Origin of the sequence: Xanthomonas sp. NCPPB 1128, assembly GCF_001043115.1 — a bacterium.
GTDB lineage: Bacteria > Pseudomonadota > Gammaproteobacteria > Xanthomonadales > Xanthomonadaceae > Xanthomonas_A.
Genome location: NZ_LFME01000006.1, coordinates 119,022 through 144,307 on the forward strand (window position 1 = coordinate 119,022; position 25,286 = coordinate 144,307).

General features: G+C 71.1%; 20 protein-coding genes and 1 tRNA gene. 8 read left to right on the forward strand and 13 right to left on the reverse strand.

The genetic code is table 11. From position 1 onward, the window contains the following. Positions 1-41: 41 nt before the first annotated feature. The 5 genes from ACP93_RS06510 to ACP93_RS06530 all read right to left on the reverse strand — a co-directional run bounded on the left by ACP93_RS06510 (position 42) and on the right by ACP93_RS06530 (position 6,461). Positions 42-689, reverse strand: a complete 648-nt coding sequence (locus ACP93_RS06510) for a response regulator (RefSeq protein ID WP_048489944.1) — start codon at positions 687-689, stop codon at positions 42-44. Between the two features lie 88 nt (positions 690-777). Beyond that, positions 778-1,497, reverse strand: coding sequence for a sensor histidine kinase (locus ACP93_RS06515; RefSeq protein WP_048489945.1), 720 nt, complete (start codon positions 1,495-1,497; stop codon positions 778-780). After that, on the reverse strand, positions 1,494-4,730 hold the full coding sequence (locus ACP93_RS06520) for a serine/threonine-protein kinase (protein ID WP_048489946.1): 3,237 nt from the start codon (positions 4,728-4,730) through the stop codon (positions 1,494-1,496). Before ACP93_RS06520 ends, ACP93_RS06515 begins: the two co-directional genes overlap by 4 nt. Further along, the gene (locus tag ACP93_RS06525) at positions 4,727-5,578 is read right to left on the reverse strand and encodes an FHA domain-containing protein (protein WP_053069701.1); all 852 of its coding nucleotides are present in this window, start codon (positions 5,576-5,578) and stop codon (positions 4,727-4,729) included. Before ACP93_RS06525 ends, ACP93_RS06520 begins: the two co-directional genes overlap by 4 nt. A gap of 46 nt (positions 5,579-5,624) precedes the next feature. Continuing rightward, positions 5,625-6,461, reverse strand: a complete 837-nt coding sequence (locus ACP93_RS06530) for a DUF6689 family protein (protein WP_048489947.1) — start codon at positions 6,459-6,461, stop codon at positions 5,625-5,627. A gap of 231 nt (positions 6,462-6,692) precedes the next feature. Between ACP93_RS06530 and ACP93_RS06535 the strand changes: the two genes are divergently transcribed. Further along, entirely contained in the window at positions 6,693-8,093 is a 1,401-nt protein-coding gene (locus tag ACP93_RS06535) for a S8 family serine peptidase (RefSeq protein WP_048489948.1), read from the forward strand. 869 nt (positions 8,094-8,962) lie between these two features. After that, positions 8,963-11,443: a S8 family serine peptidase gene (locus ACP93_RS06540; protein ID WP_048489949.1), complete on the forward strand. Its 2,481-nt coding sequence runs from the start codon at positions 8,963-8,965 to the stop codon at positions 11,441-11,443. Positions 11,444-11,681: 238 nt separating this feature from the next. Here the strand turns inward: ACP93_RS06540 and ACP93_RS06545 are convergent, their stop codons facing one another. The 5 genes from ACP93_RS06545 to ACP93_RS06565 all read right to left on the reverse strand — a co-directional run bounded on the left by ACP93_RS06545 (position 11,682) and on the right by ACP93_RS06565 (position 16,293). After that, positions 11,682-12,680, reverse strand: coding sequence for an HlyD family secretion protein (locus tag ACP93_RS06545; RefSeq protein ID WP_048489950.1), 999 nt, complete (start codon positions 12,678-12,680; stop codon positions 11,682-11,684). 8 nt (positions 12,681-12,688) lie between these two features. Then, on the reverse strand, positions 12,689-12,895 hold the full coding sequence (locus ACP93_RS06550) for a DUF1656 domain-containing protein (RefSeq protein WP_048489951.1): 207 nt from the start codon (positions 12,893-12,895) through the stop codon (positions 12,689-12,691). After that, on the reverse strand, positions 12,879-15,050 hold the full coding sequence (locus tag ACP93_RS06555) for an FUSC family protein (protein ID WP_048489952.1): 2,172 nt from the start codon (positions 15,048-15,050) through the stop codon (positions 12,879-12,881). The genes ACP93_RS06550 and ACP93_RS06555 overlap by 17 nt, the downstream gene beginning before the upstream one ends. After that, on the reverse strand, positions 15,047-15,544 hold the full coding sequence (locus ACP93_RS06560; RefSeq protein WP_048489953.1) for a MarR family winged helix-turn-helix transcriptional regulator: 498 nt from the start codon (positions 15,542-15,544) through the stop codon (positions 15,047-15,049). The genes ACP93_RS06555 and ACP93_RS06560 overlap by 4 nt, the downstream gene beginning before the upstream one ends. A 272-nt stretch (positions 15,545-15,816) precedes the next feature. Next, a complete protein-coding gene (locus ACP93_RS06565) occupies positions 15,817-16,293 on the reverse strand; it encodes an LEA/WHy family protein (RefSeq protein ID WP_048489954.1) in 477 nt (158 codons plus the stop codon). Positions 16,294-17,127: 834 nt separating this feature from the next. Between ACP93_RS06565 and ACP93_RS06575 the strand changes: the two genes are divergently transcribed. The 3 genes from ACP93_RS06575 (at position 17,128) to ACP93_RS06585 (ending at position 18,436) form a co-directional block, all read left to right on the forward strand. After that, positions 17,128-17,203 (forward strand) — tRNA-Phe (locus ACP93_RS06575). Between the two features lie 345 nt (positions 17,204-17,548). Then, positions 17,549-17,794 carry a hypothetical protein gene (locus ACP93_RS06580; protein WP_048489956.1) on the forward strand — a complete coding sequence of 82 codons (246 nt, stop codon included), beginning with the start codon at positions 17,549-17,551 and terminating at the stop codon, positions 17,792-17,794. Positions 17,795-17,890: 96 nt separating this feature from the next. After that, a complete protein-coding gene (locus ACP93_RS06585; RefSeq protein WP_048489957.1) occupies positions 17,891-18,436 on the forward strand; it encodes a lipocalin family protein in 546 nt (181 codons plus the stop codon). Positions 18,437-18,680: 244 nt separating this feature from the next. On the opposite strand, the gene ACP93_RS06590 is transcribed toward ACP93_RS06585, so the two are convergent. From ACP93_RS06590 to queG, 3 genes are read right to left on the reverse strand one after another with little or no spacing between them, the layout of a single operon-like run. After that, positions 18,681-19,067: a hypothetical protein gene (locus ACP93_RS06590; protein ID WP_048489958.1), complete on the reverse strand. Its 387-nt coding sequence runs from the start codon at positions 19,065-19,067 to the stop codon at positions 18,681-18,683. Positions 19,068-19,095: 28 nt separating this feature from the next. Beyond that, on the reverse strand, positions 19,096-20,436 hold the full coding sequence (gene xseA, locus ACP93_RS06595) for an exodeoxyribonuclease VII large subunit (RefSeq protein WP_048489959.1): 1,341 nt from the start codon (positions 20,434-20,436) through the stop codon (positions 19,096-19,098). A 26-nt stretch (positions 20,437-20,462) separates the two neighbouring features. Further along, entirely contained in the window at positions 20,463-21,587 is a 1,125-nt protein-coding gene (queG, locus tag ACP93_RS06600) for a tRNA epoxyqueuosine(34) reductase QueG (protein WP_048489960.1), read from the reverse strand. Positions 21,588-21,610: 23 nt separating this feature from the next. On the opposite strand from queG, the gene ACP93_RS06605 reads away from it, so the two are divergent. The 3 genes from ACP93_RS06605 to ACP93_RS06615 all read left to right on the forward strand — a co-directional run bounded on the left by ACP93_RS06605 (position 21,611) and on the right by ACP93_RS06615 (position 25,238). Then, on the forward strand, positions 21,611-23,098 hold the full coding sequence (locus tag ACP93_RS06605) for an NAD(P)H-hydrate dehydratase (protein WP_048489961.1): 1,488 nt from the start codon (positions 21,611-21,613) through the stop codon (positions 23,096-23,098). Beyond that, positions 23,095-23,577: a tRNA (adenosine(37)-N6)-threonylcarbamoyltransferase complex ATPase subunit type 1 TsaE gene (gene tsaE / locus ACP93_RS06610; protein ID WP_082143386.1), complete on the forward strand. Its 483-nt coding sequence runs from the start codon at positions 23,095-23,097 to the stop codon at positions 23,575-23,577. Before ACP93_RS06605 ends, tsaE begins: the two co-directional genes overlap by 4 nt. A gap of 80 nt (positions 23,578-23,657) precedes the next feature. Next, the gene (locus tag ACP93_RS06615; RefSeq protein ID WP_048489962.1) at positions 23,658-25,238 is read left to right on the forward strand and encodes an N-acetylmuramoyl-L-alanine amidase; all 1,581 of its coding nucleotides are present in this window, start codon (positions 23,658-23,660) and stop codon (positions 25,236-25,238) included. Positions 25,239-25,286 lie beyond the last annotated feature (48 nt).

The following is a 25,286-nucleotide window of genomic DNA, read 5'->3' on the forward strand; positions in this document are numbered from 1 at the left end:
GTATGCGCAGCCGCGCCGAACCCGCCGGTGCGCGGTGCCGTTCAGTCGAGCAGGCCGTGGCGGACCGCGTAGCGCACCAGTTCGGCGGTATTGCGCATGCCCAGCTTGTTGAGCACACGGAAGCGGTGGTTCTCGGCGGTCTTGACGCTGATCTGCAGCACCCGCGCGATTTCCTTGGTGGTGCGGCCCTCCACGATCAGGTGGAACACCTCGCGTTCGCGCGCGGTCAGGCTGCGGTAGGGATCGGGCGGCAGCGCCTGCGGCTGCTGCATCTGCGCCACCAGCGCCTGTGCGGCCTGCGGCGAGAAGTGGCCGCGGCCGGCGTGCAGGTTGCGCACCGCGGCGATCAGGTCGGCGCTGGCGCTGTCCTTGAGCAGATAGCCGGAGGCGCCGGCGCGCACCGCGTGCAGCACGTATTCGTGTTCCTCGTGCATGGTCAGCACCAGGATCCGCGCCAGCGGCACGGTCTCGCACAGCCGCCGGACCACGTCGATGCCGTTGAGCCGCGGCATCGAGATGTCCACGATCGCCACGTCCGGGCTGGTCGCCTCGGCCTTGGCCAGCGCTTCGATGCCGTCGGCGGCCTGCACCACCACCTGGATGCCGTCGATCGCGTCGAGCACGGCGACCAGGCTTTCGCGCACCAGGGTGTGGTCGTCGGCGATGAGGACTCGGATCGGCGCGCTCATGCCGGTGCGCTCCCGTCGCGCCGACAGGCGGGATCTCGCGGCGCGTGCAGCGCCGCGCGGGTGTCGGGGCGGGGCAGGGCGATCACCTTCAATCGGCCTCCAGCGGGACCCGGATCTGCACGCAGCAACCCTCGCCCGGGGACGATTGCAGGCGCAGGCTGCCGCCGCTCAGGCGCAGGCGTTCGCGCAGGCCGCTCAGGCCGCTGCCGCCGGCCACCAGCGCCTGCTGCGGGTCGCAACCGCGGCCGTCGTCGAGCACCTGCAGATGCGCCCAGCCGTCGCGGGCCACCAGCCGCAGCAGCACCGACTGCGCGCCGGCGTGCTTGAGCGCATTGGTCAGCGCTTCCTGCGCGCTGCGGAACAGCAGGGTCTGCAGCGCTTCGTCCAGCGTTGGCAGCGGGCCGATCTCGACACTGACCGGGGTGGCGCCGGCGGCGGACTGGCTGCGGCCCAGCCAGCCCAGCGCGGCTTCCAGTCCCAGGTCGTCGAGGATCGGCGGGCGCAGCAAGCGCGACATCTGCCGGGTGTCTTCCAGCGCCTGCGTGCACAGCTGGATGGCGTCCTCGAGCGGCGCGCGCAACGCGGCGTCGGCCGCGCCGAGCGCCGCGCCCAGTTGCGCCAGCCGGTGCTTGAGCACGGTGAGGTTCTGGCCGACGCCGTCGTGCAGCTCGCGCGCCAGGCGCCGGCGTTCGTCCTCCTGCACCTTGACCACGGCGCGGCCGAGGCGGCGGAACTCGCGTTCGTTCGCTTCCAGCCGCTGCAGCAGCAGGCGGTAGCGTTCGGCGGCGGTCGTGGCGGCGTCGTTCATGGCGTGGTCTGTGCGCGCGCGACAGCGGAACCGTCGGTGGCCTGCGCCGCGGCGCGGCGGGCGCGTTGCGCGGCGGCGTGGTCGCCGAGCGCGTCCAGGCGCTGCGCGGCCTGCGTGTGCAGGGCCGCGGCGAACAGCGGGCTGCCGCGCAGCAGCAGGGTCTGCACCTGCGCATAGCGCGCCGCGACCTGGTCGGCCGCGCCGTAGCGCAGCGCCTGCTGCAGATAGCGCAGGCGCAGCCCGGCATTGCCCAGGCGGGCGACGTCGGTTTCCAGCGCGGCCAGGGCGGGTTCGTCGTGCGCCGCCTGCACCTGCACCTGCAGTTGCAGCAGGCGAGTGCCGCTGGCGCGCGCCAGTGCTTCGGCCTGGCGAAGCGCGGCGGCGGCCGCGGTGTCATCGCCGTCGCGTTCGGCCAGTTGCGCCTGCAGCAGCGCCGCACTCGCGCGCTGTTCGCTGGACACCGAGGCGGGCGCTTGCCGCTGCACCTGCTGCAGCGCCAGCCGCGCCTGCGCCGAGTCACCCAACGCCAGCCACACCTGCGCGCGCAGCAGGGCGATGTCGGTCTGGCCGCGCTGGTCGCGGCTCTGCTGGAACAGCCGTTGCGCCTGGTCCAGTTCGGTCAGCGCCACCGCGCGCTGGCCTTGCCAGAACGCCAGTTCGGCCAGGTTGCGCCGGCTCACCGCCACCTCCTCGAGCATCTGGTGGCGCTCGGCCTCGCGCAGCGCTTGGCTCAGCAGGGTCTGCGCCTGGGTCCAGTGGCCGCGTGCGGTGGCCAGCAGGCCGAGGTTCTGCGCGGTGCGCACGCGGCCGGTGGCGTCGTTGAGGTCGGCATAGGCGCGCGCGGCCTGTTCCCAGAACGCCTGCGCGCTGTCCAGGTCGCCCAGCTGGAAATGCGCGAAGCCGATGTTGTTGAGCGTCTCGGCGACGCCGTGCGCATCGCCGATCGCGCGCCATGCGGTCAGCGCGCCGCGGAACGCCTGCAGCGCCTGCGGGTAGTCGCCGCGCTCCTCGGCCAGCAGGCCGAGTTCGTTGGCGGCGGCGGCCTGGCCGTCACGGTCGCCGAGTTCGACGTACAGCGCCTGCGCCTGCTGCAGTTTCTGTTCGGCCTCGGCGAAGGCGCCGCCGATGCTCAGCGTGCCGGCCAGGTTGCGCAGGCTGGTGGCGACGCCGCGGCGATTGCCGACCTGGCGGCGCAGTTCCACCGCGCGCAGGTACTGCGCCTGTGCCTGCTGGGCCAGGCCGAGCCGGCCGTAGCCCACGCCCAGTGCGTTCACCGTCTCCGCTTCGCCATAGAGGTCGCGGCCGCGGCGGAACAGCAGTTGCGCGCGCAGCAGGTCGTCGTCCACCGCGGTGGCGGCGTTGCCGCTGAGGATCGCCAGCTTGCCCAGCGCCAGCCACAGCCGCGGGTCGTCGGGATCGCGCTGCGCCAGCGCGCGCAGGCGATCGCGTGCCGCGTCCAGGTGGCCGGCCTGCGCCTGGATGCGCGCGACCTGCAGCTGCACCTCGCTGTCGTCGGGCCGGGCCGTGGCCAACGCCTGCCAGGCGCGGTCGGCAGCGGCGAGATCGTCTTCGGCTTCCAGGCGCAGCGCCGCCAGCAGCGCCAGGGTGCGCGGCCGCGCCGGCGCCGCGGGCGCGCGCGCATCCAGCGCTTCGCGCGCCTTCTGTTCTTCGCCGATGGCTTGCGCCGCGACCACCTCGGCCAGGCGCAACGGTGCGGACTGCGGCGCCTGCGCGCTGGACTCGGCGAACTGCTGCAGTGCCTGCGCGCTGTCGTCGTGCTGCTGCGCTGCCAGGCCGCGCGCATACGCCTGCAGCGCGGCGGGCGGGGGCAGGTCGTCGGGCAGGGTGGCGCCTTCGCCGAGCAGCGCCCTGGACGCGATCGGCAGCCAGGCGGCGTAGGCCGCGGCCGGATCGGCGGCGGTCGGTCCGTCGATGTGTTGCGCCGCGCCGCTGGCAGGGTGCAGCAGCGCCTGCAGGCGCCAGCCGGCGCCCTGGTGTTGCAGGCTCGGCTGCAGCACGCGCTGCGCCGAAGCGAGCCGGCGCAGCGCCGCCACGTCCAGCGGCGCCTGGCCGGTGGGGTCGTACTGGCGCAACGCCTGCCGGGTGCGCGTGTCATCGACCACGGTCAGCGTTTCGCCGAGGCTGCCGCGCAGGCAGGTGCCGAGCGCCAGGCGTTGCTCGGCGCTGCCCGGGTCGCCGGCCAGCGGCAGGACCAGCAGGCGCGGCAGCGGTTGCGCGGCGACCACCGGCGGCGGGGCGCTGGCGCGTTGCGCCTGCCACTGCCAGGCACCGACGCCAAGCAGGGCAACACCGGCGAGCGTCGCGGCAAAGCCCAGGCCGAGCCGGCGCCAGCGCCGCCGATCGCGCGGCAGCTGCCGGCGCTCGATCGCCACGATGACTTCGCCGGCGTGCTGCAAGCGGTCGCGCGGCTGCGGGCGCAACAGCCGCTGCAGCAGCCGCACCAGCCAGCCCGGCACGTCCGCGCGCAGCCGGTCCACCGGCGGCGGCTCGCGCAGCATGCGCTGGGCCAGGGTCTCGGACAGGGTGCCGCCGGCGAACGGCACCTGCCCGGCGAGCATTTCGTAGAGGATCAGGCCCAGCGCGTAGAGGTCGCTGCGCGGGTCGAGCGCGTCGCCGCGCGCCTGTTCCGGCGACAGGTAGGCGGGCGTACCGATGACATTGCCCAGGGTCGCGCCGAGACCGCTGCTGGCCATCGAGCAGGCCACGCCGAAGTCGCTGATCAGCGCATCGCCGCCGCGCTGCAGCAGGATGTTGGCCGGCTTGAGGTCGCGGTGCACGACGCCGCGCGCATGCGCCGCCTGCAGGCCGCGGGCGATGTCGCCGGCGATGCGCAAGGCGGTGTCGACGTCCAGCCGTTCCTCGCGCTGCAGCCGCGCCTCCAGCGACTCGCCGTCCACGTAGTCCATGCTGATCAGCCAGCGCCCGGCGTGTTCGGCCAGATCGTGGATCCGCACCACGTGCGGGCTGGACACCTGCCGCGCCAGCAGCAGTTCCTGGCGGAAGCGGGCGAACGCCTGCGGCCGCTGCGCCAGTTCCGGGCGCAGCAGCTTGACCGCGACGTCGATGCCCAGCGCCTGGTCGTGGGCCAGGTACACCAGGCCCATGCCGCCGATGCCGAGCAGACGCTCGATGCGGAAGCGGCCGGCCAGCACGTCGCCCGGGGTCAGGCTCTCCTGCGCGTACAGGCCGGTGGCAGTGGCCGCGTCGCTCATGCCGGCCCAGCACCCTGTTCCGCCCCGGTGTCGCGCAGCGCCTGGCGTGCGGCGATCCACAGCGCAGCGCGCTCGCAGAAGGCCTCCAGCAACTGCATGTCCAGCGCACCGATGGCGCTGCCGGCGCGGCGGCTGTCCGCATAGATCGCGCCGAGCACGTGGGCGCCGTCGCGCAGCGGCAGGCACAGCAGGGTGCGCAGGCCGGCGGCGCAGACCGAGGCGCGCTCGGCCAGCCACGGCACGCCACCGACGTCGTGGGCCACGGTGGCCTGGCCGTCGCGCAGGGCGCGGTGCAGGGCGCCCTCGCTGCCGGGGAGGCTGTGCTGCAGCGGCAGCGGCCCGGTGCCGTGGCTGGCCGCGATGCGCGGGCCCTGCGGTTCGGCGAGGACCAGCAGGCCACGCTCGGCCTGGGCCAGTTCGACCACCGCGTCGAGGCTGGCGCCGAGCAGATCGTCGAGTCCGCCGACCTGGGCGAGCCCCTGGGTCAGCGCGGTGGCGCGGTCGCAGCGGGCGCGCTGGCGGCGTTCGGCCAGTTCCGCATCGGCCACGCTGAGCGGGGCGAACTCGGCGTAGATGTCGCCGAAGCGCAGCCAGGTCGCCGTGTCCAGGGCGATCGGCGCGGCCACGCGCACCCCGTCGCGGAAACTGCCGTTCTTGCTGCCCAGGTCGTGCAGCTGCCAGTGGCCGTCGGCCTGCGGCTGCAGCCGTGCGTGCCAGCGCGACACCGACGGGTGTTCCAGCGCCAGCGTGTTGTCCGCCGCGCGGCCGATCGCCAGGGTCTGCCCGGTAGCGAGCAGCAGCGTCGGCGCCGGTGCGTCGGGCAGGTAGGCGGTCAGGCGCGCGGGCATCGCGGCGCGTCCTCCGTCGCGCTGCGGGTGACCGGTCCCGCAGCGCTCAAGGCGCGTAGAGACGTTGGTAGTCGATGGAGAAGCGCAGGGTCGCCGCGCCGGCCAGCAGTTCGCCGGCGGGGTTGCCCGTGCTCATGCCGGCGTTCCAGGTCTGCGCGATGCCGTGGCCGGCCCGCGCCGATACCTGCTCGCGGAACCCGTCCAGCGCCACCGTGGCGGCAGTGTAGTCGGCGTTGGCCAGGGCACTCTGCACGCTGTTCAGCATGCTCGCCAGCGGCGCCGCCTCATTGGCGGGCAACTGCGCCACCAGCGCCTGCAGTCGGCTCAGCTTGGCGGTCACCACGGTGGCGGTCGGGCGCAGGTCGTGGAGCACGATGAACTGCGAGAAGCCGCCGGTGGTGCCGCGTGCGCGGACGCTGCCAGGGGCGATCTCGTCGGTGATGTCGCGGAAATCGCCGCCTTCCGGAGCCTTGAACAGGCGCAGGGTGCTGTCGGCGGTGTAGGCCAGGGCATGCGTATGCAGTTCCACATGCACCACCCGCCGGAACGTCAGGCCGCCGCTCGGCGGCGGCGTCACCGTGATCAGCAGCGGCAACTGCGATGGCACCTGGCTGGCCTGCGTGCTGGGAAGGCGTGGCAGCAGGGCGGCGACCTGGGCCGGGGTCAGCAGTTCTGCGCTCAGGCCCAGGTTGCCCGGGCTGAGGTCGGTGACGTCGTCGAACTCCAGCGTCAGCTCCGCCAGCGGGTGCGGACCGGCACCGATCGCCGCCGTCGCCACATTGCCGCTCACGTCCACCTGCACCGGCAGCGGTTGCGCGGCGAGCCCGCCGGACGCCGCCATGGCGCAGAACAGCAGGCAAACCCTTGCGAACATCGTATGCATCTGAAACCCCCTGTTGCATGTGCCGGCATCGCGCACCGCACCCGCGTTCCGCCCGGCACCACGGCGCGGTAGCTGCCTTCGGCCCGATCATACCGCTCCGTACGGGCGATGCACGCGGCCCTGAGTGTTTCCACCCACGTGCGCTAGGGGCGATCCCGGATAGGCGCCGCCGCGCCGCCGCGTCAGGCTGCATTCACCCGCCCGTCCCGGGCCACCAACCGGAGATTCCAGATGCCCATCCGTCGTCCCGCACTCGCCATCGGCATTTGCGCCGTCCTCGCCAGCGGCGTCTTCGCCGGCGGCAAGGCCGAAGCCGCCGCGCATCTGGACAGCCTGCTGGAGTCCAAGCTGGTCAACACCCCGCTGACCGACGAGCTGCAGATCGTCATCACCTACAAGCAGTCCAAGCCGGTCTCGGCAGCGCAGCTGACCGCCTTGCACGACCTGGGCATCAACCGCGGCGTCATCATGCAGACCCTGCCGATCGCCGGTGCGCTGGCCACGCCGGAAGAGATCCTGGCGCTGGCAGAGCGCGACGACGTCGCCTCGATCTACTACAACGCACCGCTGCGCTACTTCAACCAGGACGCGCGCCAGGCGACCGGCGTCGACCGCGCGCAGAGCAACCCGGGCGACTTCGGCCGCACCGTGCCGTACACCGGCCGCGGCGTCGGCGTGCTGATCAACGACTCCGGCATCGACGCCACCCACCGCGACCTGGCCTACGGCGACCGCGTGGTGCAGAACGTGCTGGCCAACACCAATCTCAACAATCTGAACAAAATGCTGCCGGTCACCTACACCGAAGGCGTGCCCAACACCGACGCCGGCTCCGGCCACGGCACCCACTGCGCCGGTACGGTCGGCGGCAACGGCGCACAATCCGGCGGCAAGTACCGCGGCGTGGCCACCGGCGCCAGCCTGGTCGGCTACGGTTCCAGCGGCGTGCTGCTGGTGCTGGATGCGGTGGGCGGCCTGGACTACGCGGCCTCGCACCAGCACAGCTTCAAGGATCCGATCCGCGTCGTCAGCAACTCCTGGGGCACGTCCGGCAAGTTCGACCCGGCCGACCCGGTCAACGTCGCCACCTACGAGCTGTACAAGCGCGGCATCGTCAGCGTGTTCGCCGCCGGCAACGACGGTCCCAAGGAAGACACCCACAACCCGTACGCGCAGGCACCGTGGGTGATCTCGGTCGCCGCCGGCAACGTCGACGGCACGCTGGCCGACTTCTCCTCGCGCGGCAAGGCCGGCGAGCGCGATACCTTCACTACCGCCGACGGCAAGAGCTGGACCCACATCAACGAGCCCAGCATCACCGCGCCGGGCGTGGACATCATCTCCACCCGCGCCTCCACCGGCCTGTTGCCGCCGCTGGCGGCGCAGAAGGACGAAAAGCTGATCGCGCCGGCGCAACTGCCGTTCTACACCACCATGAGCGGCACCTCGATGGCCACGCCGCATGTGGCGGGTGTGGTGGCGCTGGTGCTGGAGGCCAATCCGAACCTGACCCCGGACCAGGTCAAGGACCTGATCGAGCGCACCGCCACGCCGATGGCCGGACGCGCGTCCTGGGAAGTGGGCGCCGGCTACCTCAACGCCTACTCGGCGCTGCGCGCTGCCAGCAAGTAGTCCCCGTCTCGGGCGGACCTCGACGTCCGCCCGAGAGGCCGTAGGCGTCGCCGGCCGTGGTGCCGGTGCCTGCGGTGCAGTCAGCCTGTCTTCGCGGTTGCCTTCGATCACCCTGTCGCCGTTCGACAGTGGGATCGGCAGCCTCCGCGATCCCCCCGTGCCGGGACGTGCGGGGTTCCACCGCTCCCGGAATGGCGTCCGGGAATCGGAAGGGCCCCGCACGTCCCGCACTCGTTTCGGCGCATGGTGCGCCGAATGCATCGGACCGGCACGCCGTTGCCGGATCCGGTCCTTCTCGCATGGCGCTCTTCGCTGCCTGAAACCCGCCTTGTCGTCGCTGCGGACGCGTTGTTCGTAGGACGGCAAGGCGTGCCCCTGCCGCGGTTGGCCGCATACGACGCCGGATATCGTGAACGACGACGTGTGCCGCATCGAAGGATCTCGTCGCTGCCGGCCCTTGGCGGTTTGCGCCAGCGAGGGCTGGGCGAACAGGGAATGCCACGGCAGGCCTTGCCGTCGCCGAGATGGCGGTGTCATCGGTGCGATGCGTCTGCGGCGCCATCGCGTGGTGGCCGTGCGCCAAGCGGTGTGCGGACCGAGGCGGAGCACGTGCAGGCATGCGCCTCGCGCCGAGGCAGCGTGCGACGCGTGCTGGCCGTCGTGCGCCAGCGTTTCGGTCTCGGACATGGAAGCTGCCTGCGCGCGCCGCTATGTCCCCAGGCCGCTCCCATTCCCTGGTCTCTGGACGCGTCCGGCTGAGTGTTTCCACCTGGCCGGCCTGGGTGCGATGCCGGATTGGCTGCGCATCGGCGTGGCCGGCACGCTGCGGCTACCGCCCGTTCCGGGCTTTCGACGATCCGGAGATCCGCATGTCCATTCGCCGTCCCGTCCTTGCCATCGGTATCTGCGCCGTCCTTGCCGGGGGCACGTTCGCCGGCGGCGACGCCCTGGCCGCCGCGCATCTCGACCAACTGCTGGAGGCCAAGCTCGCCGCGGCACCGGCGGGCGACGCACTGCAGATCGTGATCACCTACGACCAGTCCGGGCCGGTCTCCGCCTCGCAACTCACCGCGCTGCACGCGCTGGGCATCACCCGCGGGATCACCATGCGCACGCTGCCGATCGCCGGCGCGCTGGCCACACCGGCGGAAATCCGGGCGCTGGCGCAGCGCGACGACGTCGCCTCGATCTACTACAACGCGCCGCTGCGCTACTTCAACAAGGAAGCGCGCGCGCTGACCGGCGTGGACCGCGCACAGGGCAATCCCGGCGATTTCGGCCGCGCGCTGCCGTACAGCGGCCGCGGCGTCGGGGTGATGATCAACGACTCCGGCATCGATGCCACCCATCGCGATCTCGCCTACGGCACGCGCGTCGTACAGAACGTGCTGGGCACCACCAACCTGTCCAACGTCGATGCGATGTTGCCGATCACCTATGCCGAAGGCGTGCCCAACACCGACCTCGGTTCCGGCCACGGCACGCATTGCGCGGGCACGGTGGGCGGCACCGGTGCACAGTCCAACGGCGACTATCGCGGCGTGGCGACCGGCGCCAGCCTGGTCGGCTACGGATCCGGCGCGGTGCTGCTGATCCTGGACGCAGTCGGCGGCCTGGACTATGCCGCCACGCACCAGTTCAGCTTCAAGGATCCGATCCGCGTCACCAGCAACTCCTGGGGCTCGTCCGGCAAGTTCGATCCGAAGAATCCGGTCAACGTTGCCACCTACGAACTGTACAAGCGCGGCATCGTCAGTGTGTTCGCCGCCGGCAACGACGGCCCCAACGAAGACACGCACAATCCGTACGCGCAGGCGCCGTGGGTGATCTCGGTGGCTGCCGGCGAGAAGGACGGCACGCTGGCCGACTTCTCCTCGCGCGGCAAGCGTGGCGAGAGCGGCAGCTTCACCATGGCCGACGGCAAGACCTGGACCTATCTGAACGAGCCGACGATCACCGCGCCGGGCGTGGACATCGTCTCCACCCGCGATTCCACCGGCGCGCTGCCGCCGCTGGCCGCGGAGAAGGACAGCAAGCTGATCGCGCCGGCCCAGCTGCCGTTCTACACCACCATGAGCGGCACCTCGATGGCCACCCCGCACGTGGCCGGCATCGTCGCCCTGCTGCTGGAGGCGAACCCGGACCTGACCCCGGACCAGGTCAAGGACCTGCTCGAACGCACCGCCACCAACATTCCCGGGCGCACCTACTGGGAGGCCGGCGCCGGCTACGTGAATGCCTATGCCGCGCTGCTGGAAGCGAGCAAGAAGCGCAGCGGCTTCGGCAAGACGGTCAATGCACTGCAGTCCTTCAACAGCAATGCGTTGGTGATGCCAGGCGGCAGCCAGCCGTTCGAGGTGGTGTTCTCGCCGGTGGGCACACCGCAGACCCAGTCGTTCACCGTCGGCAAGGACGTCGCCTGGGTCAGCGGCAAGGCCACCATCGACGCCAACACCCAGGCGCTGGTGCTGACCGATCCGGATGGTGTCAGTCACGGCTCGCCGGTGGCGGTGCCGCTGCTGGGCAGCACGGTCAGTGTCGGTGCGCCGGGCAAGCCGGGCACCTGGACCATCAGCGCGCGCGGCATCGGATCGATCAGCGGCGTGCCGGTGGCACCCAAGGGTAGCAACGGTGTGGCGGCCCCAGGCACGGTGCGCGGCACCCTGGATTTCCTGCTCAGCGGCGGCTACACCGGCCTCAACGACGTCGCCAGCGGCGATCGCGATCGCGGCGCGGTGGAATACGCGGTCGCCAACCGGCTGGTGGATGGCTACGCCGATGGCTTGTTCCGCCCGCAGAATCCGCTCAAGCGCGCCGAGCTGGCGCGCTACCTGGTGATGGGCGCCGGGGTGCGCCAGGCGTTGCCGGCTACGCCCGGTTTCAGCGGATTGAGCCGCAACGACCCGGCTTATCCGTTCGCCGAGGCGGCGGTGGGCAAGGGCGGGGCGCTGCGCGACCTGCAGCAGAACCAGGCCGCGGTGATGGGGGTGGTCGCCGGCGATTTCCGTCCCAACGATGCCGTCAGCAAGCTGCAGCTGGCCTATTCGCTGGTACAGGCGCTGGGCCTGCAGACGCAGGCGCTGGCTTTCGACGGCACACTGTCGGTCAGCTACAACAACCAGCGCCTGCCGATCGAGGACGTGGCGGCGATCCCGAGCAACCTGCGCGGCTACGTGCAGCTGGCGCTGGATGCCGGCATCCTCAACGCGCGCTTCGCGGTGACCCAGGGGCCGCAGGACCTGTCGCCGACCCTGCATGCCTACTTCGATCCCGGCAGCACGGTGTCGCGCAGCGGCTATGCGGTGATCGCAGGGCGCTTCCTCGGCGTCAATCGGCAGGCCAAGGACTGAGGGCCGCGGTCAACGCAACTAACGCACGCGCGCAGGTGCAAGACCTGCGCCGTGTACCGGTGTCCCGCGGCAGGCGTTCGGTCGGTAACGCGCGCTCGCTGCGACTCCGCCGGAGTTGTCGGTGCGATGTGCAGAAGTGGCTTCCGCCGCGACAGGCATTTTCGGTAATGCGCGTCGCGGCTGAAGCCGCTCCTACACGTGAGCCTTCCTTGGTGACGAAAGGCTCCATGGGCGCGCATCACTCCTGCCGCGGATGCACGCTGACCGTCGCGGTCATGCCGGCCGCGAGCAGGGTGCCCTGCGGCACGCTGGCCGGATCAATGCGGATGCGCACCGGCACACGCTGCGCCAGGCGGATCCAGTTGAAGGTGGGGCTGACGTCGGCCAGCAGCGAGGTGCCGGTCGGGTTGTCGCTGTCGGAAATGCCGCGGGCGATGCCCTCGACCTGGCCGTGCAGCATCAGGCCGCCGCTCATCAGGCGGATATCGGCGCGGTCGCCGACGTGCACCCGCGGCAGCTTGGTTTCCTCGAAGTAGCCGTAGACCCACATCGCATCGTCGCGCACCAGCGCCAGGCGGGCACTACCGGCCTGGGCATAGTCGCCCACGCGCACTTCCAGATTGGTGATGTAGCCGTCGGCGGTGGCACGGACCTGGGTGCGCTGCAGATCCAGTTCGGCCAGGTCGAGCGCGGCCTGCGCCTGTTCCACCGATGCCACCGCCTGCGCCTGCGCCGCGGTGGCCTGGCCGCGCAGCGCCGCGCTGCGGTGCACGTCGGCCTGCGCCGAACGCGCGGTGGCTTCGGCGTCCGAGCGTGCCTCGGCGGAGATCACCGCGGCGGCGCGCGCACGCCGTTCGGCCTGGGCACGGCGCATCTGGAACTCGGCTTCGCTGGCTGCGTGGGTGGCCGCCGCCGCCGACAGGCTGGCGCCGGCCGCACGCGCCTGCGCCTGCGCGACCGCAAGGTTGGCGCGGGCCTTTTCCAACGCCAGTTCGTAGCGCTTGCGGTCCACGCTGAACAACAGGTCGCCACGCTTGACGTGCTGGTTGTCGCGCACCGCCACCGCATCGACCAGGCCGGACACGTCCGGTGCGATGCGCACCACCTCGGCGCGCACGCGGCCATCGCGGGTCCAGGGCGAAAGCATGTAATGGCGCCACAGCGCATGCGCCAACAGGGCGGCGACCAGCACCACGATGGCGGTCAGGGCGAAACGGATCAGGGCAGGGGTCTTCATGGCGGGACTCACGGCAAAAGGAGCAGGCCAAGCGCGGCGAACGCGCCGACGTAGATGGCCAGACGGAACAGGGAGGGGTGCCAGGCATAGCGGTACAGGCCGGCGCGGCCGGCAACCGCGTCCAGCGCCCAGGCCACCAGCAGCAGGGCCAGGCCCAGCACCAGCAGGCCGGGCACGTACACCCCGGCGATTGAGACTTCAGCGGGCAGCAGCATCGTCGGCTCCTGGCGTGGCGGTGGTCGGCGCAGGCGTGTCGGCCAGCGCGGCGAGAACGGAATCGGCGTCGAGCAGCGCGCCGCGCAGCAGCAACAGGTGTTCGCGGGTGGGCTTCCAGCGCAGCGGTGTCGCGCCTTCCACCTGGCTGGCGGCCAGCGCTGCCTCCACCCGCTGCAGGGCGTGGCGGTGCCGTTGCGGGCTGGGGTCGAGATACAGATCAGCCAGCGCCTGTACGGCGTCGTCCACCGCGGTGGCCAAGGCCGGCGACAGCGTGCCTTCGGCGGCGTCGCGGCGCAGCTCGACCAGGGTGCGCCCGGTTTCGTGCACCGACAGCGCCCAGCCGAGCAGGTCGCGCAGTTCGTCGCTGCCCGGCGGGGTGTGCGCGACGATCTGCTGGAACAGGTCGCGGTTGACGCTCTCCAGTTGCAGCGCCAGCCCCGGCAGCGGCGCACGCGCCGCCAGCGTGGTCTGCCGGCGCAACCGCTCGAGCAGGCGCCGGCGCTGCCAGCGCGTGCCGATCACCGGCGGTACGAACACGAACGTCGCGCTGACCGCCAGCGTCCCCAGCAGCAGCGGCACCACGCTGTTGAAGGTGGCCGCGGCGTTGAAGCTGGGCGTCGGCTGTACCGCCAGGATCGAAACGAAGGCCAGGTTGGCGCCGGTGGCGAAGCCGTACAGCGCCGGTTTCGAGGCCAGGTATAGGGTCACCAGCAGGAACGGCAGGGTGCCGGCGACGAACAGGACGTAGCCGTCCATTTGCGGCAGCACCAGCAACTGGCAGATCACGCCCAGCACGATGCCGAACACGAAGCCCTTGAACAGCGAGCGCGCGGCGGCCGGCGCATTGGCGCTGGACGACAGGATCGCGCTCAGCGCTACCGCCTGGAACACCGCGGTGGCGCCGCTGATCCAGCCGGCCTGGATCCACAGCCAGCACATCGCCGCCACCAGCAGCGCGCTGCGCAGCGCGGTCAGCGCCGCCGCGGCGTAGTCGTTGCCGCGCAGGAACACCGCGGTGTCGCCGCGGTCCTGCGGCGTGCGCCACTGCTGCGGCGCGACCAGGGTCGCCTCGGTGGCGACGTAGTCGTGCAGGTCGGCGAAGAAGCGCCGGAGCAGCGAGACGCCAGTGTCGAACGCCTCGTGTTGCGGGACGGCCAGTGGCGCACGCGCCTCGGCCGCCCGTGTCGCCAGCGCATCGCGGCATACGGCCAGCTTGCGCGCCGTCGCCGCGGCACCCTCGCGCCCGCTACGCTCGCTGAGCGCGGCCTTGAGCGGCCGGTACAGGCCGATCAGCGCCTCGGCCACGTCGGCATCGCCGCTGCGCAGCAGCCGGTTGATGTAGTGGTGCAGCGCCTGGAAGCTGGTTGACACCGCCATGAAGCGCTGGTTGAGCAGACGCAGGCGGCCGCTGCGGACCCGCGCCTCCGGATCCTCGAACACCACCGAACTGCGCAGGTCCTCGATGGTCACCGCGTCGCGCACGAAGCGCAGGTGCGCCTGCTCCATCGCCTCCCGTGGCAGCTTGCCGCCGGTGGCGTCGCGGACGAAGTCCAGGAAGCCGTCGGAAGCGCGGCGCACGGTGTCGCGCAGGGTCTGGCGCAGCCGGCTGGGAAACACCACGTCGCTGACGATGCCGGTCACCAGCAGGCCCAGCACCACCTCGGTCACCCGCGCCACCACCAGGTTGAACACGTTCTGTGGCTGGTTCACCGCCGGCAATGCGATCAGTGCCACCGTGTAGCCGGACAGCACGAAGGCATAGGCCTTGAAGTTGCGGTACAGCAGCGCGCCGCCGGTACACGCGCCGATCCACAGCGACAGCACCAGCACGAACAGCACCGGCTCCTGCGGGAACAGGGCCACCATGGTCAGCGCGGCGACGCTGCCGATCAGCGTACCCAGGATCCGGTAGAAGCCTTTCGCGAAGACCATGCCGGTCTGCCGGTGCATCACCACCACCACGGTGATCATCGCGGTCATCGGCGAGGCCAGGTCCAGGCGTAGTGCGATCCAGCCGGCCAGATAGATCGACAGCAGCGTGCGCAGCACGAACAGCCAGGCTTCGCCTTCGCCGCGCAGCGCGTCGGCCAGCACGGTGCGCAGGCCCGGCGCGGGCTCGGCGGTTGCGGCGGCGTTGGGCTGCGGCGTGCTCATGCGGCGTCCTCGACTCCGCGCAGCAGGGTTTTCAGCAGCGCCTGCAACTGCGCCAGAGCCGCCGGATCCAGATGCTGCACATAGGTGTCGAGCTGGGCGCAGAGGTCGGGGATCAGCGCCTCGATCAGGCGCTCGCCGGCCTCGGTCAGGCGCAGCAGCAACATGCGCCGGTCCTCGGCGCTGGGCATGCGCTGGATCAGGCCCTTGTCGACCAACTGACTGGTCAGGCGGGTGATGTTGGCCGACTTCTCGCCGGCCGCGTCGCCGAGCTGGGACGGGTTCAAGGTCCCGTCGGGGCTGGCGTCGATCATCATCAGCACGTTGTATTCGGCATAGCTCAGGCCGTAGGGCCGCAGCACCTCGTTGCTCTGGTCCAGGCTCAGCTTGTGCAGCAGCTTGATCAGCCGCAGCACCAGCGCGGCTTCGCGCGGGAACTGCGGGTGCTTGCGGGCGGTCACGTCCAGGCGCTGCTCGGTGGCGGCGAAACGGCTCATGTTCGGCTCGAGATTTTATACATATGTAAATAATACATTTGTGTATTAATTTTGCAGTAACGCCGGCTGAACGCGCTGCGGCGGAAGATTGGCTGGACGCACGCACGTGCATGCCGGAAGGCGCAGGCCGAGCAGCGTGCCGGGGACTGGATCGAGGACGCGCGTGAGTCCGGTGAAGCGCAGGTCGACGCGCAAGCGCGCACGCGTCCCGGAAGCCGGGACGGTGCGTTCAAGAAAGGAGGGCAGAGCGGCGCGTCAGCGCCACCGCACGGTCAACGCAGCACGCCGTCCAGGCCGGGCGCCGGCGAGAGCATGTTGCGGGTGTCGATGTCGAAGCTGCGCTGCTTCTTCTCTTCCGGCGTCGCGGCAATGCTGCCCTTGAGGGTGTACTCCAGGCTGCGGTGGCCGGCCAGGGCGTCGGCGACGGCCATGCGCGCACTCGAGCTGGGCCGCAGCGCAACGCTGACGACGTCCGCCGTCTCCGGGCCGATCGAGATTCCAGGGGCCGCCTGCAGGCTGCCGGCGGCTTCGCCCCCCACGCCCAGATCCAGGCGCAGGGTGTCGTAGCGCATCGGGATGCTGCTGTAGTTCTGCAGGCGCAGTTCCACCTTCCAACTGCCGTCCATGTTGACCGTCAGTTGCTGCACGCTTGCGGCCGGGTCGGACACGCGCCGCACCATGCCGTCGCTGCAGGCGCCGAGCAGCGCGGTGCACAACACGAGCAAGCCGAGGCGGAGCGGGTGACGCATGGGCGGAATCCACGGAAGGGAAGACCGGCGAAGACTACACCACACCCTTGTCTGCCGTGGTGGCGGTGCTGGTGGAACCCGCTGCGCTGGCGCAAGCGTCTGGCGCCGCGGGGTGGCGGCTGGTGTCGCCATGGCTGGCGATATGAATAGGCATCGTCGCGACCAATGCAGGGGAGGCGCACTTCATCATCCTTGCGCGTGTCGTGCGCCGCGGTCACCTGCCGCCTGCCGCAATTGCAAGCACTGTTTGCCGACCGCCCGATCCAATGCAGCCTGCGAGCGCGCCGTTGCATCAGCTATCGTTCCTGTCCTCAGCCTCGACGCGACGGCGGCCATCGCAGTTGCGGCTGGAGCTGGAGCCGGCGCCGGAGCGGCTGGCGCGCATGCAGGGTGTCGAGCAGCACGGGTCTGCTGCGCCTGGATGGTCGATGAAGCTGCAGCTAATGCCGGCTGCCTGACCACCGATGGCCGGCGCCGGTCACCCCGCCAAGCGAGCTGACCGCACTGGTGCGGCAACAGGCGTTCCAGCGAGCGTATTGGTCACGTTGGCCGGCCTGTGTCCGAAAGTGTTCGGATTGCGGTGCGATGACTCCCGTGAGGGGCCGGTGTGGGGGCAGTGTCCACGGCGATCCGGCCGGCGGCCATCATCAAGGCGTCCCTGCCGTGCGCCGGCCGGATGCCGGGGACGCATCCAGCATCGCGTCGTCCCGGGTCGGACACCGTCGGTGCAGGCCGCGGCGGTCGGTAGGAAAATTCTGCAACATTGCGCTTGCCCAATTCCGATCACCTCGCTATGATGCGCGTCCTCGCACCGGTCCTGCCGCGTTGCGCAGTGGCCGAGTAGCTCAGTTGGTAGAGCAGGGGATTGAAAATCCCCGTGTCGGCGGTTCGATTCCGTCCTCGGCCACCATATTTATCAAGGCTCTACAGCGATGTAGAGCCTTTCTTTTTTCCGGTTTGCACCAGTCTTGGACCACTGAGGCTGACAGGCAGGCGCGTCGTGTCGTCCCCATGTGCCCGGAGACCATGCCGACCTCCTGCGCTGTGCAGACTTCCGCATGCGCGATGCCTGTTTTGACGGCCTCTGTACCGAGAGCGCGTGAAGAAAGTGTGTGCACGCTCGTAGACAAGTTCACCCAATTCACGGTTTTTCGGGATATTGCGCTCAATCAATGGCGCTGCCTGTCGTAATCATAGGCACGGGCAATCGGGGAACCTGCCAATGACCAGCGGCGTCGGACGGATATGTGGTGGCATGGCGCTGCTGCTGGCCATGACTGGCGCGGCGGTGGCGGCCCCTGACGACCGTGCGGAGCATGCGGGCGACCGGGGCGGTCCGGGTGCGGAAGCGCCCTATATCGAGCAGGTCGGCTCCGAGTGCGTGATGGTCAATACCTATCTGCAGCGACATGATGGCGTGGTCGAGCGCGTGGTGTTGCGCGAGCCGGTGCAATGCGCCGGCCAGCCTGACCAGCGCTCCATGGCCGATCTGAGCAACTGACCGGCCGCGCCATCGCCGCCGGCATTCCGCGCGGCGCTTTACATCGCTGCGCAGCTCCTGCATAAGCTGCTGCTTCCCGTCCATCGGAACCTGCGCATGCGCTTCTCGCCGATCGCGCTGCTGTTGCTGGCGTGCCTGTTGTGCCTCGCATCGCCGCTGCGCGCCGCGCAACCGGTGACCTCGGTCGCCGAGTTCGATCTCGGCCGCTATGCCGGGCAGTGGCACGAGATCGCGCATCTGCCGGTCTCCTTCCAGAAGAAATGCATCGGCGACGTCACCGCGTCCTACGTGCTGCGCGACGACGGCCAGATTGGCGTGCGCAACGCCTGCCGCATTGCCGGCGGCGACGTGCTGGCGGCCGAAGGCGTGGCACGGCGGGTGGAAGGCCATCCCGGGCGGCTGCAGGTGCGCTTCGCGCCGGACTGGCTGGGCTGGGTACCGTTGGTGTGGGCCGATTACTGGGTGATCGCGCTCGATCCTGACTATCAGTGGGCGTTGATCGGCGAACCCGGGCGCAAGTACCTGTGGGTGCTGTCGCGCTCGCCGCGCATGCAGCGCAGCGTGTTCGAGGCGATCAAGGCCAAGGCCGTGGCGATGGGGTACGACCTCGACCCGTTGCTGGTGGTCGCGCCGCTGGACTGAACGCGGCGGCGCCGCGTCCTGCGCGCGCCGGAGTGCCGCATCGGCAACAAAGACGGAAGATCGAGCGGTCGCTGCGCATTCCCCGCACGCCGCTCGGCAGTGCGGGTGAGCTATCGGCTGCCTCGCGCCAGCAGTGGCCGGTGCCCCGGAGCGACGCGCATTGCCGCCTGTCTGACAGCGCTCGTGCGCGCCAACGCGCCGCTTCGCGGGCCATTCGTGCGCCCGGCGGTGTGACCGCTCGGCGTCAGCCGGGGAATGCCGCCAGTGCCGCTGCCAGCAGTTCCGCGCTGTCGCCGTCGCGCAGGGCCTTCAGCGCGCTGCGGCCGTCGGCGAGGCGCAGCTCCCGCAGCCACTGCGACAGTGTCGCCAGGTCGCTGCCGCAGCCGTTCCAGGCCACGCAGATGGTGTCGCCGACATCCTGCAGGTCGGCGTGGTTCAGGTACTCCAGCGTGCCGTCGTGCGCCAGCCAGGCGAGCGCGCGCTGCGCGTCCTCCGGTGCGCCATAGGCGGCGCCGTCGATCAGGGACAGCAGGTCGCTGCTGTCGGCGCGGCGCTCGGCCCGGCGCCGTTCGGCGCGACGCATGCCCTGCAGGATCGCCTTGATCCTGTCTTCGTGGAGGCTGTCGGTCATCGGCGGTGAGGGCGATACGGAGGAGGGATCACTCTGCGGGCTCGGCACGCAGCTGCAGTTCGCCATCGGCCAGGCGTGCGCGCAGCCGATCGCCAGGCGCGACCTGGGCCGCCGAGCGCACCACGCTGCCGTCGTCGGCGCGGGTGAGGATGCTGTAGCCGCGCGTTACGGTGGCCAGCGGGCTGACCGTCTCCAGGGCGCGCGCCAACGCGCGCAGGCGCTGCGCGTCGGCCTGCAGTTGCCGTGCCATCGCGGCCTGCGGGCGCCGGCCCAGCGCCAGCAGGCGTACGCGCAGCATCGCCAGCCGACGCTGCGGTTGGGAGGCGCGCAGCACCGCGGCGGCGTGGCGCAACTGGGCGTGGCGGCGTTCCTGCTGTTGCCGCCACACCGTCTTCAGCCGTCGTCCGAGCTCGTGCTGGCGGCGCTGCAGCAACTGCAGGCGCGCCTGCGGACTCTGCGCCTGCAGGCGCAGCAGGGCGCGGTCGGCGCGTTGCTGCGCTTGCCGTAGCCGGTGCTGCTGCCAGCGCAGCAGTGCGGCATGCTGGGCATGCAGGCGCGCGCCGAGATCGCGTTGGTCGGGGACCAGCAATTCGGCAGCGACCGACGGCGTGGGCGCGCGCAGGTCGGCGGCGAAATCGGCCAGGGTCACGTCGGTTTCGTGGCCGACCGCCGACACCACCGGGGTGACCGCCGCGGCGATGGTGCGTGCCAGCTGTTCGTCGTTGAAGGCCCAAAGATCCTCGAGCGAGCCGCCACCGCGGGTCAGCAGGATCGCGTCGTAGCGGCCGCTGGCGTCGGCCTGGCGCAGCAAGGCGGCGATCTGTGCCGCCGCGCTGTCGCCCTGGACCAGGCTCGGCAGGATGTCCACCTGCAGCAGCGGCATGCGCCGGCCGAGCACGCTCAGCACATCCCGCACGGCGGCGCCGCTGGGCGAGGTGATGACCGCCAGACGGCGCACGAATCCGGGCAGGGCGCGCTTGCGCTCGCTGGCGAACAGGCCTTCGGCGGCGAGCCTGGCCTTGAGATCCTCGAACGCGCGGCGCAACGCGCCTTCGCCGGCTTCCTCCAGATGGTCCAGTACCAGCTGGTAGTCGCCGCGCGCTTCGTACAGGGTCAGGCGCCCGCGTGCCAGCACCCGCAGGCCTTCGCGCGGCACGAACCGCAGCCACTGGCTCTTGGGTTTGAACATGGCGCAGCGCACCTGCGCGCGCGCGTCCTTCAAGGTGAAGTACAGATGGCCGGACGAGGGGCGGGTGACGTTGCCCAGTTCGCCCTCCACCCAGGCCAGCGGGAACGCGCTTTCCAGCAGGTCGCGGGCCAGCGTGTTGAGCTGGCTGGGGCTGAGGATCTGGTCGGCGCGATCGGACATGCGGGCAATGCTGGGCGTACGGGCGCCTATCCTCGCACGTTCGCTTTCGGCATCGGCGATGCTGGTGTCGCCGTGGCGGCTGACTTGTCGGCGTGTTGGGCCAGCGCCCATCGCACGTGCTCGCGCACCAGGGGCGAGGGGTGCTCTGCGCGCGCGCCGAGCGCGTCCAACACCTGCGGCGTGGTCGGCGCGTTGCCCAGCGCCACCGCCAGATTGCGCAGCCAGCGTTCGTGGCCGCTGCGGCGGAGCGCGCTGCCTTCGGTGCGGCGCAGGAACTCGTCTTCCTCCCAGGCGAACAACTGCGCCAGCGTGGCCTTGTCCAGGTCGTTGCGCGCGCGGAAGTCCGGCTCGTCGCTGCGCTTGGCGAACTTGTTCCAGGGACAGATCAGCTGGCAGTCGTCGCAGCCGAAGATGCGGTTGCCGATCGCCGGGCGCAGTTCCTCGGGAATCGCGCCGTCGTGTTCGATGGTCAGGTAGGCGATGCAGCGGCGCGCATCGAGCCGGTACGGCGCGACGATCGCCTGGGTCGGGCACACGTCGATGCAGCGCGTGCAGGTGCCGCAGTGCGCGCTGGCGGGCGGATCGATCGGCAGCGGCAGATCGACGTAGATCTCGCCGAGGAAGAACCAGGATCCGCCGTTGCGGTCGATCAGGCAGGTGTGCTTGCCGATCCAGCCCAGGCCGGCGTCGCGCGCCAGGGCGCGTTCGAGCACCGGCGCCGAATCGACGAACACGCGGTGGCCGAACGGGCCGATCTCGTCCTGGATGCGCTCGGCCAGCTTCTGCAGGCGGTTGCGCATCAGCTTGTGGTAGTCGCGGCCCAGTGCATAGCGCGCCACGTAGGCGCGTTCGCCGTCGCGCAGCGTGTCCCAGGCCGAGTCGTCGTCGTTGCGGCCGTAGTCCAGGCCCACCGAGATCACCCGCAGCGTGCCGGGGATGAGTTCGGCCGGGCGGGAACGCTTGTCGCCGTGCTGGGCCATCCAGTGCATCGTGCCGTACAGGCCCTGCTCCAGCCAGTCGCGCAAATGCGCCTCGTCCTGCTGCAGTTCGATGCCGGCGATGCCGCAGCGCTGGAAGCCGAACGTGCGCGCCAGCGCGCGGATGCGCGCGGCCGCGGCGTGGGGATCGGCGATGTCGAGACGGGCGGACATCGCGCAAGTATAGAATCCCGTGCATGTACGACTGCTTCGACCTCTACGCCACCGCGGACGCGCGCCGCATCGATGCGCAGGCCACCGCGTTGCTCGGCGGCGACGGCTATACGTTGATGCAGCGTGCCGGCCAGGCCGCCTGGCAGACGCTGCTGCAGCGCTGGCCGCAGGCGCAGCGCATCTTGGTGGCCTGTGGCAGCGGCAACAACGGCGGCGATGGCTACGTGCTGGCGCGGCTGGCGCATCGCGCCGGGCGCCAGGTGCGCGTGCTGCAGTTGCCTGGACGTGGCCCGCAATCGCCGCTGGCGCAGCGTGCCTGCACCGACTACATCGGCGTCGGTGGGCGCATCGAGGAGTTCGACGCGGCGCTGGCGCCGGCCGATGTGGTGGTGGATGCGCTGCTCGGCATCGGCCTCAATCGCGCGCCGGATGCCGAACTGGCGGCGCTGCTCGGCGCGCTGGACGGGCTCGGTGCGCCGGTGCTTGCGCTTGACGTGCCCAGTGGCGTGGATGCCGAGTCCGGCAGCGTGCCCGGTGCCGTCCTGACGGCGACGCTGACGCTGCAATTCATCGTCGCTCACGCTGGTCTGCATACCGGTGCGGCCTTGAACCATGTCGGCGAGCGGGCGCTGGCGACGCTGGAGGTGCCGCTGGCCGCGTTCGCCGGTTGCGCGCCGCGCGCGCAAGCCTGGACCGTCGGCGCTTTGCGCCGCCGTCTGGCGCCGCGTCGGCAGGACAGCCACAAGGGCGATTCCGGCCATGTGCTGTGCGTCGGCGGCAATCTCGGCAGCGGCGGTGCGGTGATGCTCAGCGCCGAGTCGGCCCTTCGCAGCGGCGCTGGCCTGGTCAGCGTGGCCACCCGTGGCGCGCACGTGGCGCCGCTGTTGGCGCGCTGTCCGGAGGCGATGGCGCATGCGCTCGACGACGCGGCGGCACTGGCGCCATTGCTGCGCAAGGCGAGCGTCGTCGCGCTTGGTCCTGGGCTGGGCCAGGACGACTGGGCGCAGGCGTTGTGGCAGGCGGTCCTGGCCGACCAGGATCGCGCGCTGGTGCTGGATGCCGATGCATTGAATCTTCTGGCGCAGGCGCCGCGTGCCGTGCCGCAGGCGGTGCTGACCCCGCATCCGGGCGAGGCCGGGCGCCTGCTCGGCATTGCCACTGCCGAGGTGCAGCGCGATCGCTTCGCCGCTGCCGCGGCCTTGGCCGAACGCTACCAGGCCGCGGTGGTGCTGAAGGGCGCCGGCAGCCTGGTCGCCGCGCCTGGGCAGACGCCGCGGGTGATCGCCGCCGGCAATCCCGGCATGGCGGTCGGCGGCATGGGCGATCTGTTGACCGGGGTGATCGCCGCGCTGCGCGCACAAGGCCTGCCGGCGTTCGAGGCGGCCAGCGTCGGCGCCCTGTTGCATGCCGGCGCTGGCGACAACGCCGCGGCCGCGGGCCAGCGCGGGTTGCTGCCCACCGATCTGTTGCCGGCGCTGCGGCGCCTGTCCAATCCGGAATTCGCATCATGAGCATCCCCTTGTTCCTGCCCGACAGCGAGGCCACCGAACGCCTCGGTCGCGCACTGGCCGCGACCCGTCCGGCGCAGGCGTCGGTGCATCTGCACGGCGATCTGGGCGCCGGCAAATCGACCCTGGCGCGGGCGCTGCTGCGCGCACTCGGGGTGCAGGGGGCGATCCGCAGCCCCACCTACACCTTGGTGGAGCGCTACCCGTTGGCCGATGGCGAGGCCTGGCACCTGGATCTGTACCGCATCGGCGCGGCCGGCGAGCTGGATTTCCTGGGGTTGGACGAGGCCGGGGCCACGCTGTGGCTGGTGGAATGGCCCGAGCGCGGTGGCGACGTGCTGGCGCCCGCCGATCTGGATGTGCGGCTGGCGGTACGTGGCGACGGGCGCAGCGTTGCCCTGCAGGCGCGCACCGAGGCAGGGACCGCGTGGCTGGCGCGGGTGGTTGGCCAAGCCGACTTGCAGGGACTTTTTGCCGACTGACGCTAGGAAGTGAAGGCAGGTTATGGATTATTAAGGGAAAACCGCTTGCCTTTGGCTCCCGGCGATGTTTGAATCGCGTTATGCGCCCGGGGACCCGTTTTTTCGCCAGTTTCGCCACTGCCGCAGGCTGGTGCCTGGCGGCGCAGACGGCGTTTGCCGGACAGGTGCAGTCGGTCTCCCTCGACAACGGCGCCACCGGCACCCGCGCCGAGATCCGCCTGCAGGGCAGTGGCGGCTTCAGCACGCTGTCGCTGGCCAATCCGAATCGCCTGGTCGTCGATCTTCCCGATTCCTCCGCTGCCAAGGGCCTGAAGCTGCCGGCCGGCGGCGGCGTGGTCAGCGCGGTGCGCACCGGGCATCCGGTGCCGGGCACCTTGCGCATCGTGTTCGATCTGAGCAGCTCGGTGGTGGCATTCAAGCCGCAGATGCAGACCGTCGGCGGCAGTTCGGTGCTGGTGATCGAGTGGCCGGGCGAGGCGCCGGCGGGCAAGGCGGTCGCCGGCGACGCGCCGGCAGCCGTGGCACCGATGCCGCAGGCCGCGCCCGTCCCCGCGCAGAAGCCGGTGGTGGATGCGCGCGCCGAAGCGGCGCGTGCGACCGCGGCGTTGACCTCGTCGGTGGTGCAGCGCGCCAGCCAGCCCGCGCCGGCTCCGGTACCGCCGCCAATGGCGAGCACGCTCGCGCCGACCGTGGTCGCTTCCGCACCCAGCGTTGCTGCGGCGGTGCCCGGTCGTCCTGCGCCTGGCGCCGTGCCGACGCCGGCACCCGCGGCCGTGGCGCCGCCGGCGAACGAGCCTTCCGGGCGTGACGACGCTGACGATGATGCGGCGGTGGCTGCTGCCGCCGAAGCACGGCCGGTGATGCCGAGCGCGGCGTCGCGGGTGAAGATGGCGCCGGGCATGCGTCCGCTGATCGTCGCCATCGATCCCGGCCATGGCGGCCAGGATCCTGGCGCGAGCGGCCCGAGCGGCAAGCACGAGAAGGACGTGACGCTGGCGATCGGCCGCGAACTGGCGCGCCAGATCAATGCCACGCCGGGCATGAAGGCCTACATGACCCGCACCACGGACGTGTTCATTCCTCTGCCGATGCGCGCGCAGAAGGCGCGTGCGGCCAAGGCCGACATCTTCATCTCGATCCATGCCGATGCGGCCGAGAACCGCAGCGCGACCGGTTCTTCGGTGTATGTGCTGTCGACCAAGGGCGCGTCGTCGCAGCGCGCGCGCTGGCTGGCGGACAAGGAAAACGCCGCCGACCTGATCGGCGGCGTGCGCCTGCAGAAGACCGACAGCACGTTGGCCAATGTCTTGCTGGACCTGGCCCAGAGCGGCCACATGAAGGCCTCCGAGGACGCGGCCGGGCACGTGCTGGGTGGGCTGAAGCGGATCGGCAACAACCACAAGCCGGACATCGAGCGCGCCAACTTCGCGGTGCTGCGCACCTCGGACATGCCGGCGATGCTGGTCGAGACCGCCTTCATCTCCAATCCGGACGAAGAGCGCCGGCTGACCGATCCGGCCTACCAGCGCCGCATCGCCGGCGCCGTGCTCGACGGCGTCAGCACCTTCTTCACTCGGCAGCCGCCGCCGGGCACGCTGTTCGCCGCGCGCGCGCAGGCCGAGGCGGAAGCGGCCAGCACCGTGGCCGGCGGCAGCCGCTGAGGCGCTATCATTAACGGCTGATCCTCGATGACGGCGTCCGCGCCGCGA

Bases quoted from the DNA above. Each gene is read 5' to 3' on its own strand.
- ACP93_RS06510 (WP_048489944.1), bottom strand. From the start codon at position 689: ATGAGCGCGCCGATCCGAGTCCTCATCGCCGACGACCACACCCTGGTG.
- ACP93_RS06515 (WP_048489945.1), bottom strand. From the start codon at position 1,497: ATGAACGACGCCGCCACGACCGCCGCCGAACGCTACCGCCTGCTGCTG.
- ACP93_RS06520 (WP_048489946.1), bottom strand. From the start codon at position 4,730: ATGAGCGACGCGGCCACTGCCACCGGCCTGTACGCGCAGGAGAGCCTG.
- ACP93_RS06525 (WP_053069701.1), bottom strand. From the start codon at position 5,578: ATGCCCGCGCGCCTGACCGCCTACCTGCCCGACGCACCGGCGCCGACG.
- ACP93_RS06530 (WP_048489947.1), bottom strand. From the start codon at position 6,461: ATGCATACGATGTTCGCAAGGGTTTGCCTGCTGTTCTGCGCCATGGCG.
- ACP93_RS06535 (WP_048489948.1), top strand. From the start codon at position 6,693: ATGCCCATCCGTCGTCCCGCACTCGCCATCGGCATTTGCGCCGTCCTC.
- ACP93_RS06540 (WP_048489949.1), top strand. From the start codon at position 8,963: ATGTCCATTCGCCGTCCCGTCCTTGCCATCGGTATCTGCGCCGTCCTT.
- ACP93_RS06545 (WP_048489950.1), bottom strand. From the start codon at position 12,680: ATGAAGACCCCTGCCCTGATCCGTTTCGCCCTGACCGCCATCGTGGTG.
- ACP93_RS06550 (WP_048489951.1), bottom strand. From the start codon at position 12,895: ATGCTGCTGCCCGCTGAAGTCTCAATCGCCGGGGTGTACGTGCCCGGC.
- ACP93_RS06555 (WP_048489952.1), bottom strand. From the start codon at position 15,050: ATGAGCACGCCGCAGCCCAACGCCGCCGCAACCGCCGAGCCCGCGCCG.
- ACP93_RS06560 (WP_048489953.1), bottom strand. From the start codon at position 15,544: ATGAGCCGTTTCGCCGCCACCGAGCAGCGCCTGGACGTGACCGCCCGC.
- ACP93_RS06565 (WP_048489954.1), bottom strand. From the start codon at position 16,293: ATGCGTCACCCGCTCCGCCTCGGCTTGCTCGTGTTGTGCACCGCGCTG.
- ACP93_RS06580 (WP_048489956.1), top strand. From the start codon at position 17,549: ATGGCGCTGCTGCTGGCCATGACTGGCGCGGCGGTGGCGGCCCCTGAC.
- ACP93_RS06585 (WP_048489957.1), top strand. From the start codon at position 17,891: ATGCGCTTCTCGCCGATCGCGCTGCTGTTGCTGGCGTGCCTGTTGTGC.
- ACP93_RS06590 (WP_048489958.1), bottom strand. From the start codon at position 19,067: ATGACCGACAGCCTCCACGAAGACAGGATCAAGGCGATCCTGCAGGGC.
- xseA (WP_048489959.1), bottom strand. From the start codon at position 20,436: ATGTCCGATCGCGCCGACCAGATCCTCAGCCCCAGCCAGCTCAACACG.
- queG (WP_048489960.1), bottom strand. From the start codon at position 21,587: ATGTCCGCCCGTCTCGACATCGCCGATCCCCACGCCGCGGCCGCGCGC.
- ACP93_RS06605 (WP_048489961.1), top strand. From the start codon at position 21,611: ATGTACGACTGCTTCGACCTCTACGCCACCGCGGACGCGCGCCGCATC.
- tsaE (WP_082143386.1), top strand. From the start codon at position 23,095: ATGAGCATCCCCTTGTTCCTGCCCGACAGCGAGGCCACCGAACGCCTC.
- ACP93_RS06615 (WP_048489962.1), top strand. From the start codon at position 23,658: ATGCGCCCGGGGACCCGTTTTTTCGCCAGTTTCGCCACTGCCGCAGGC.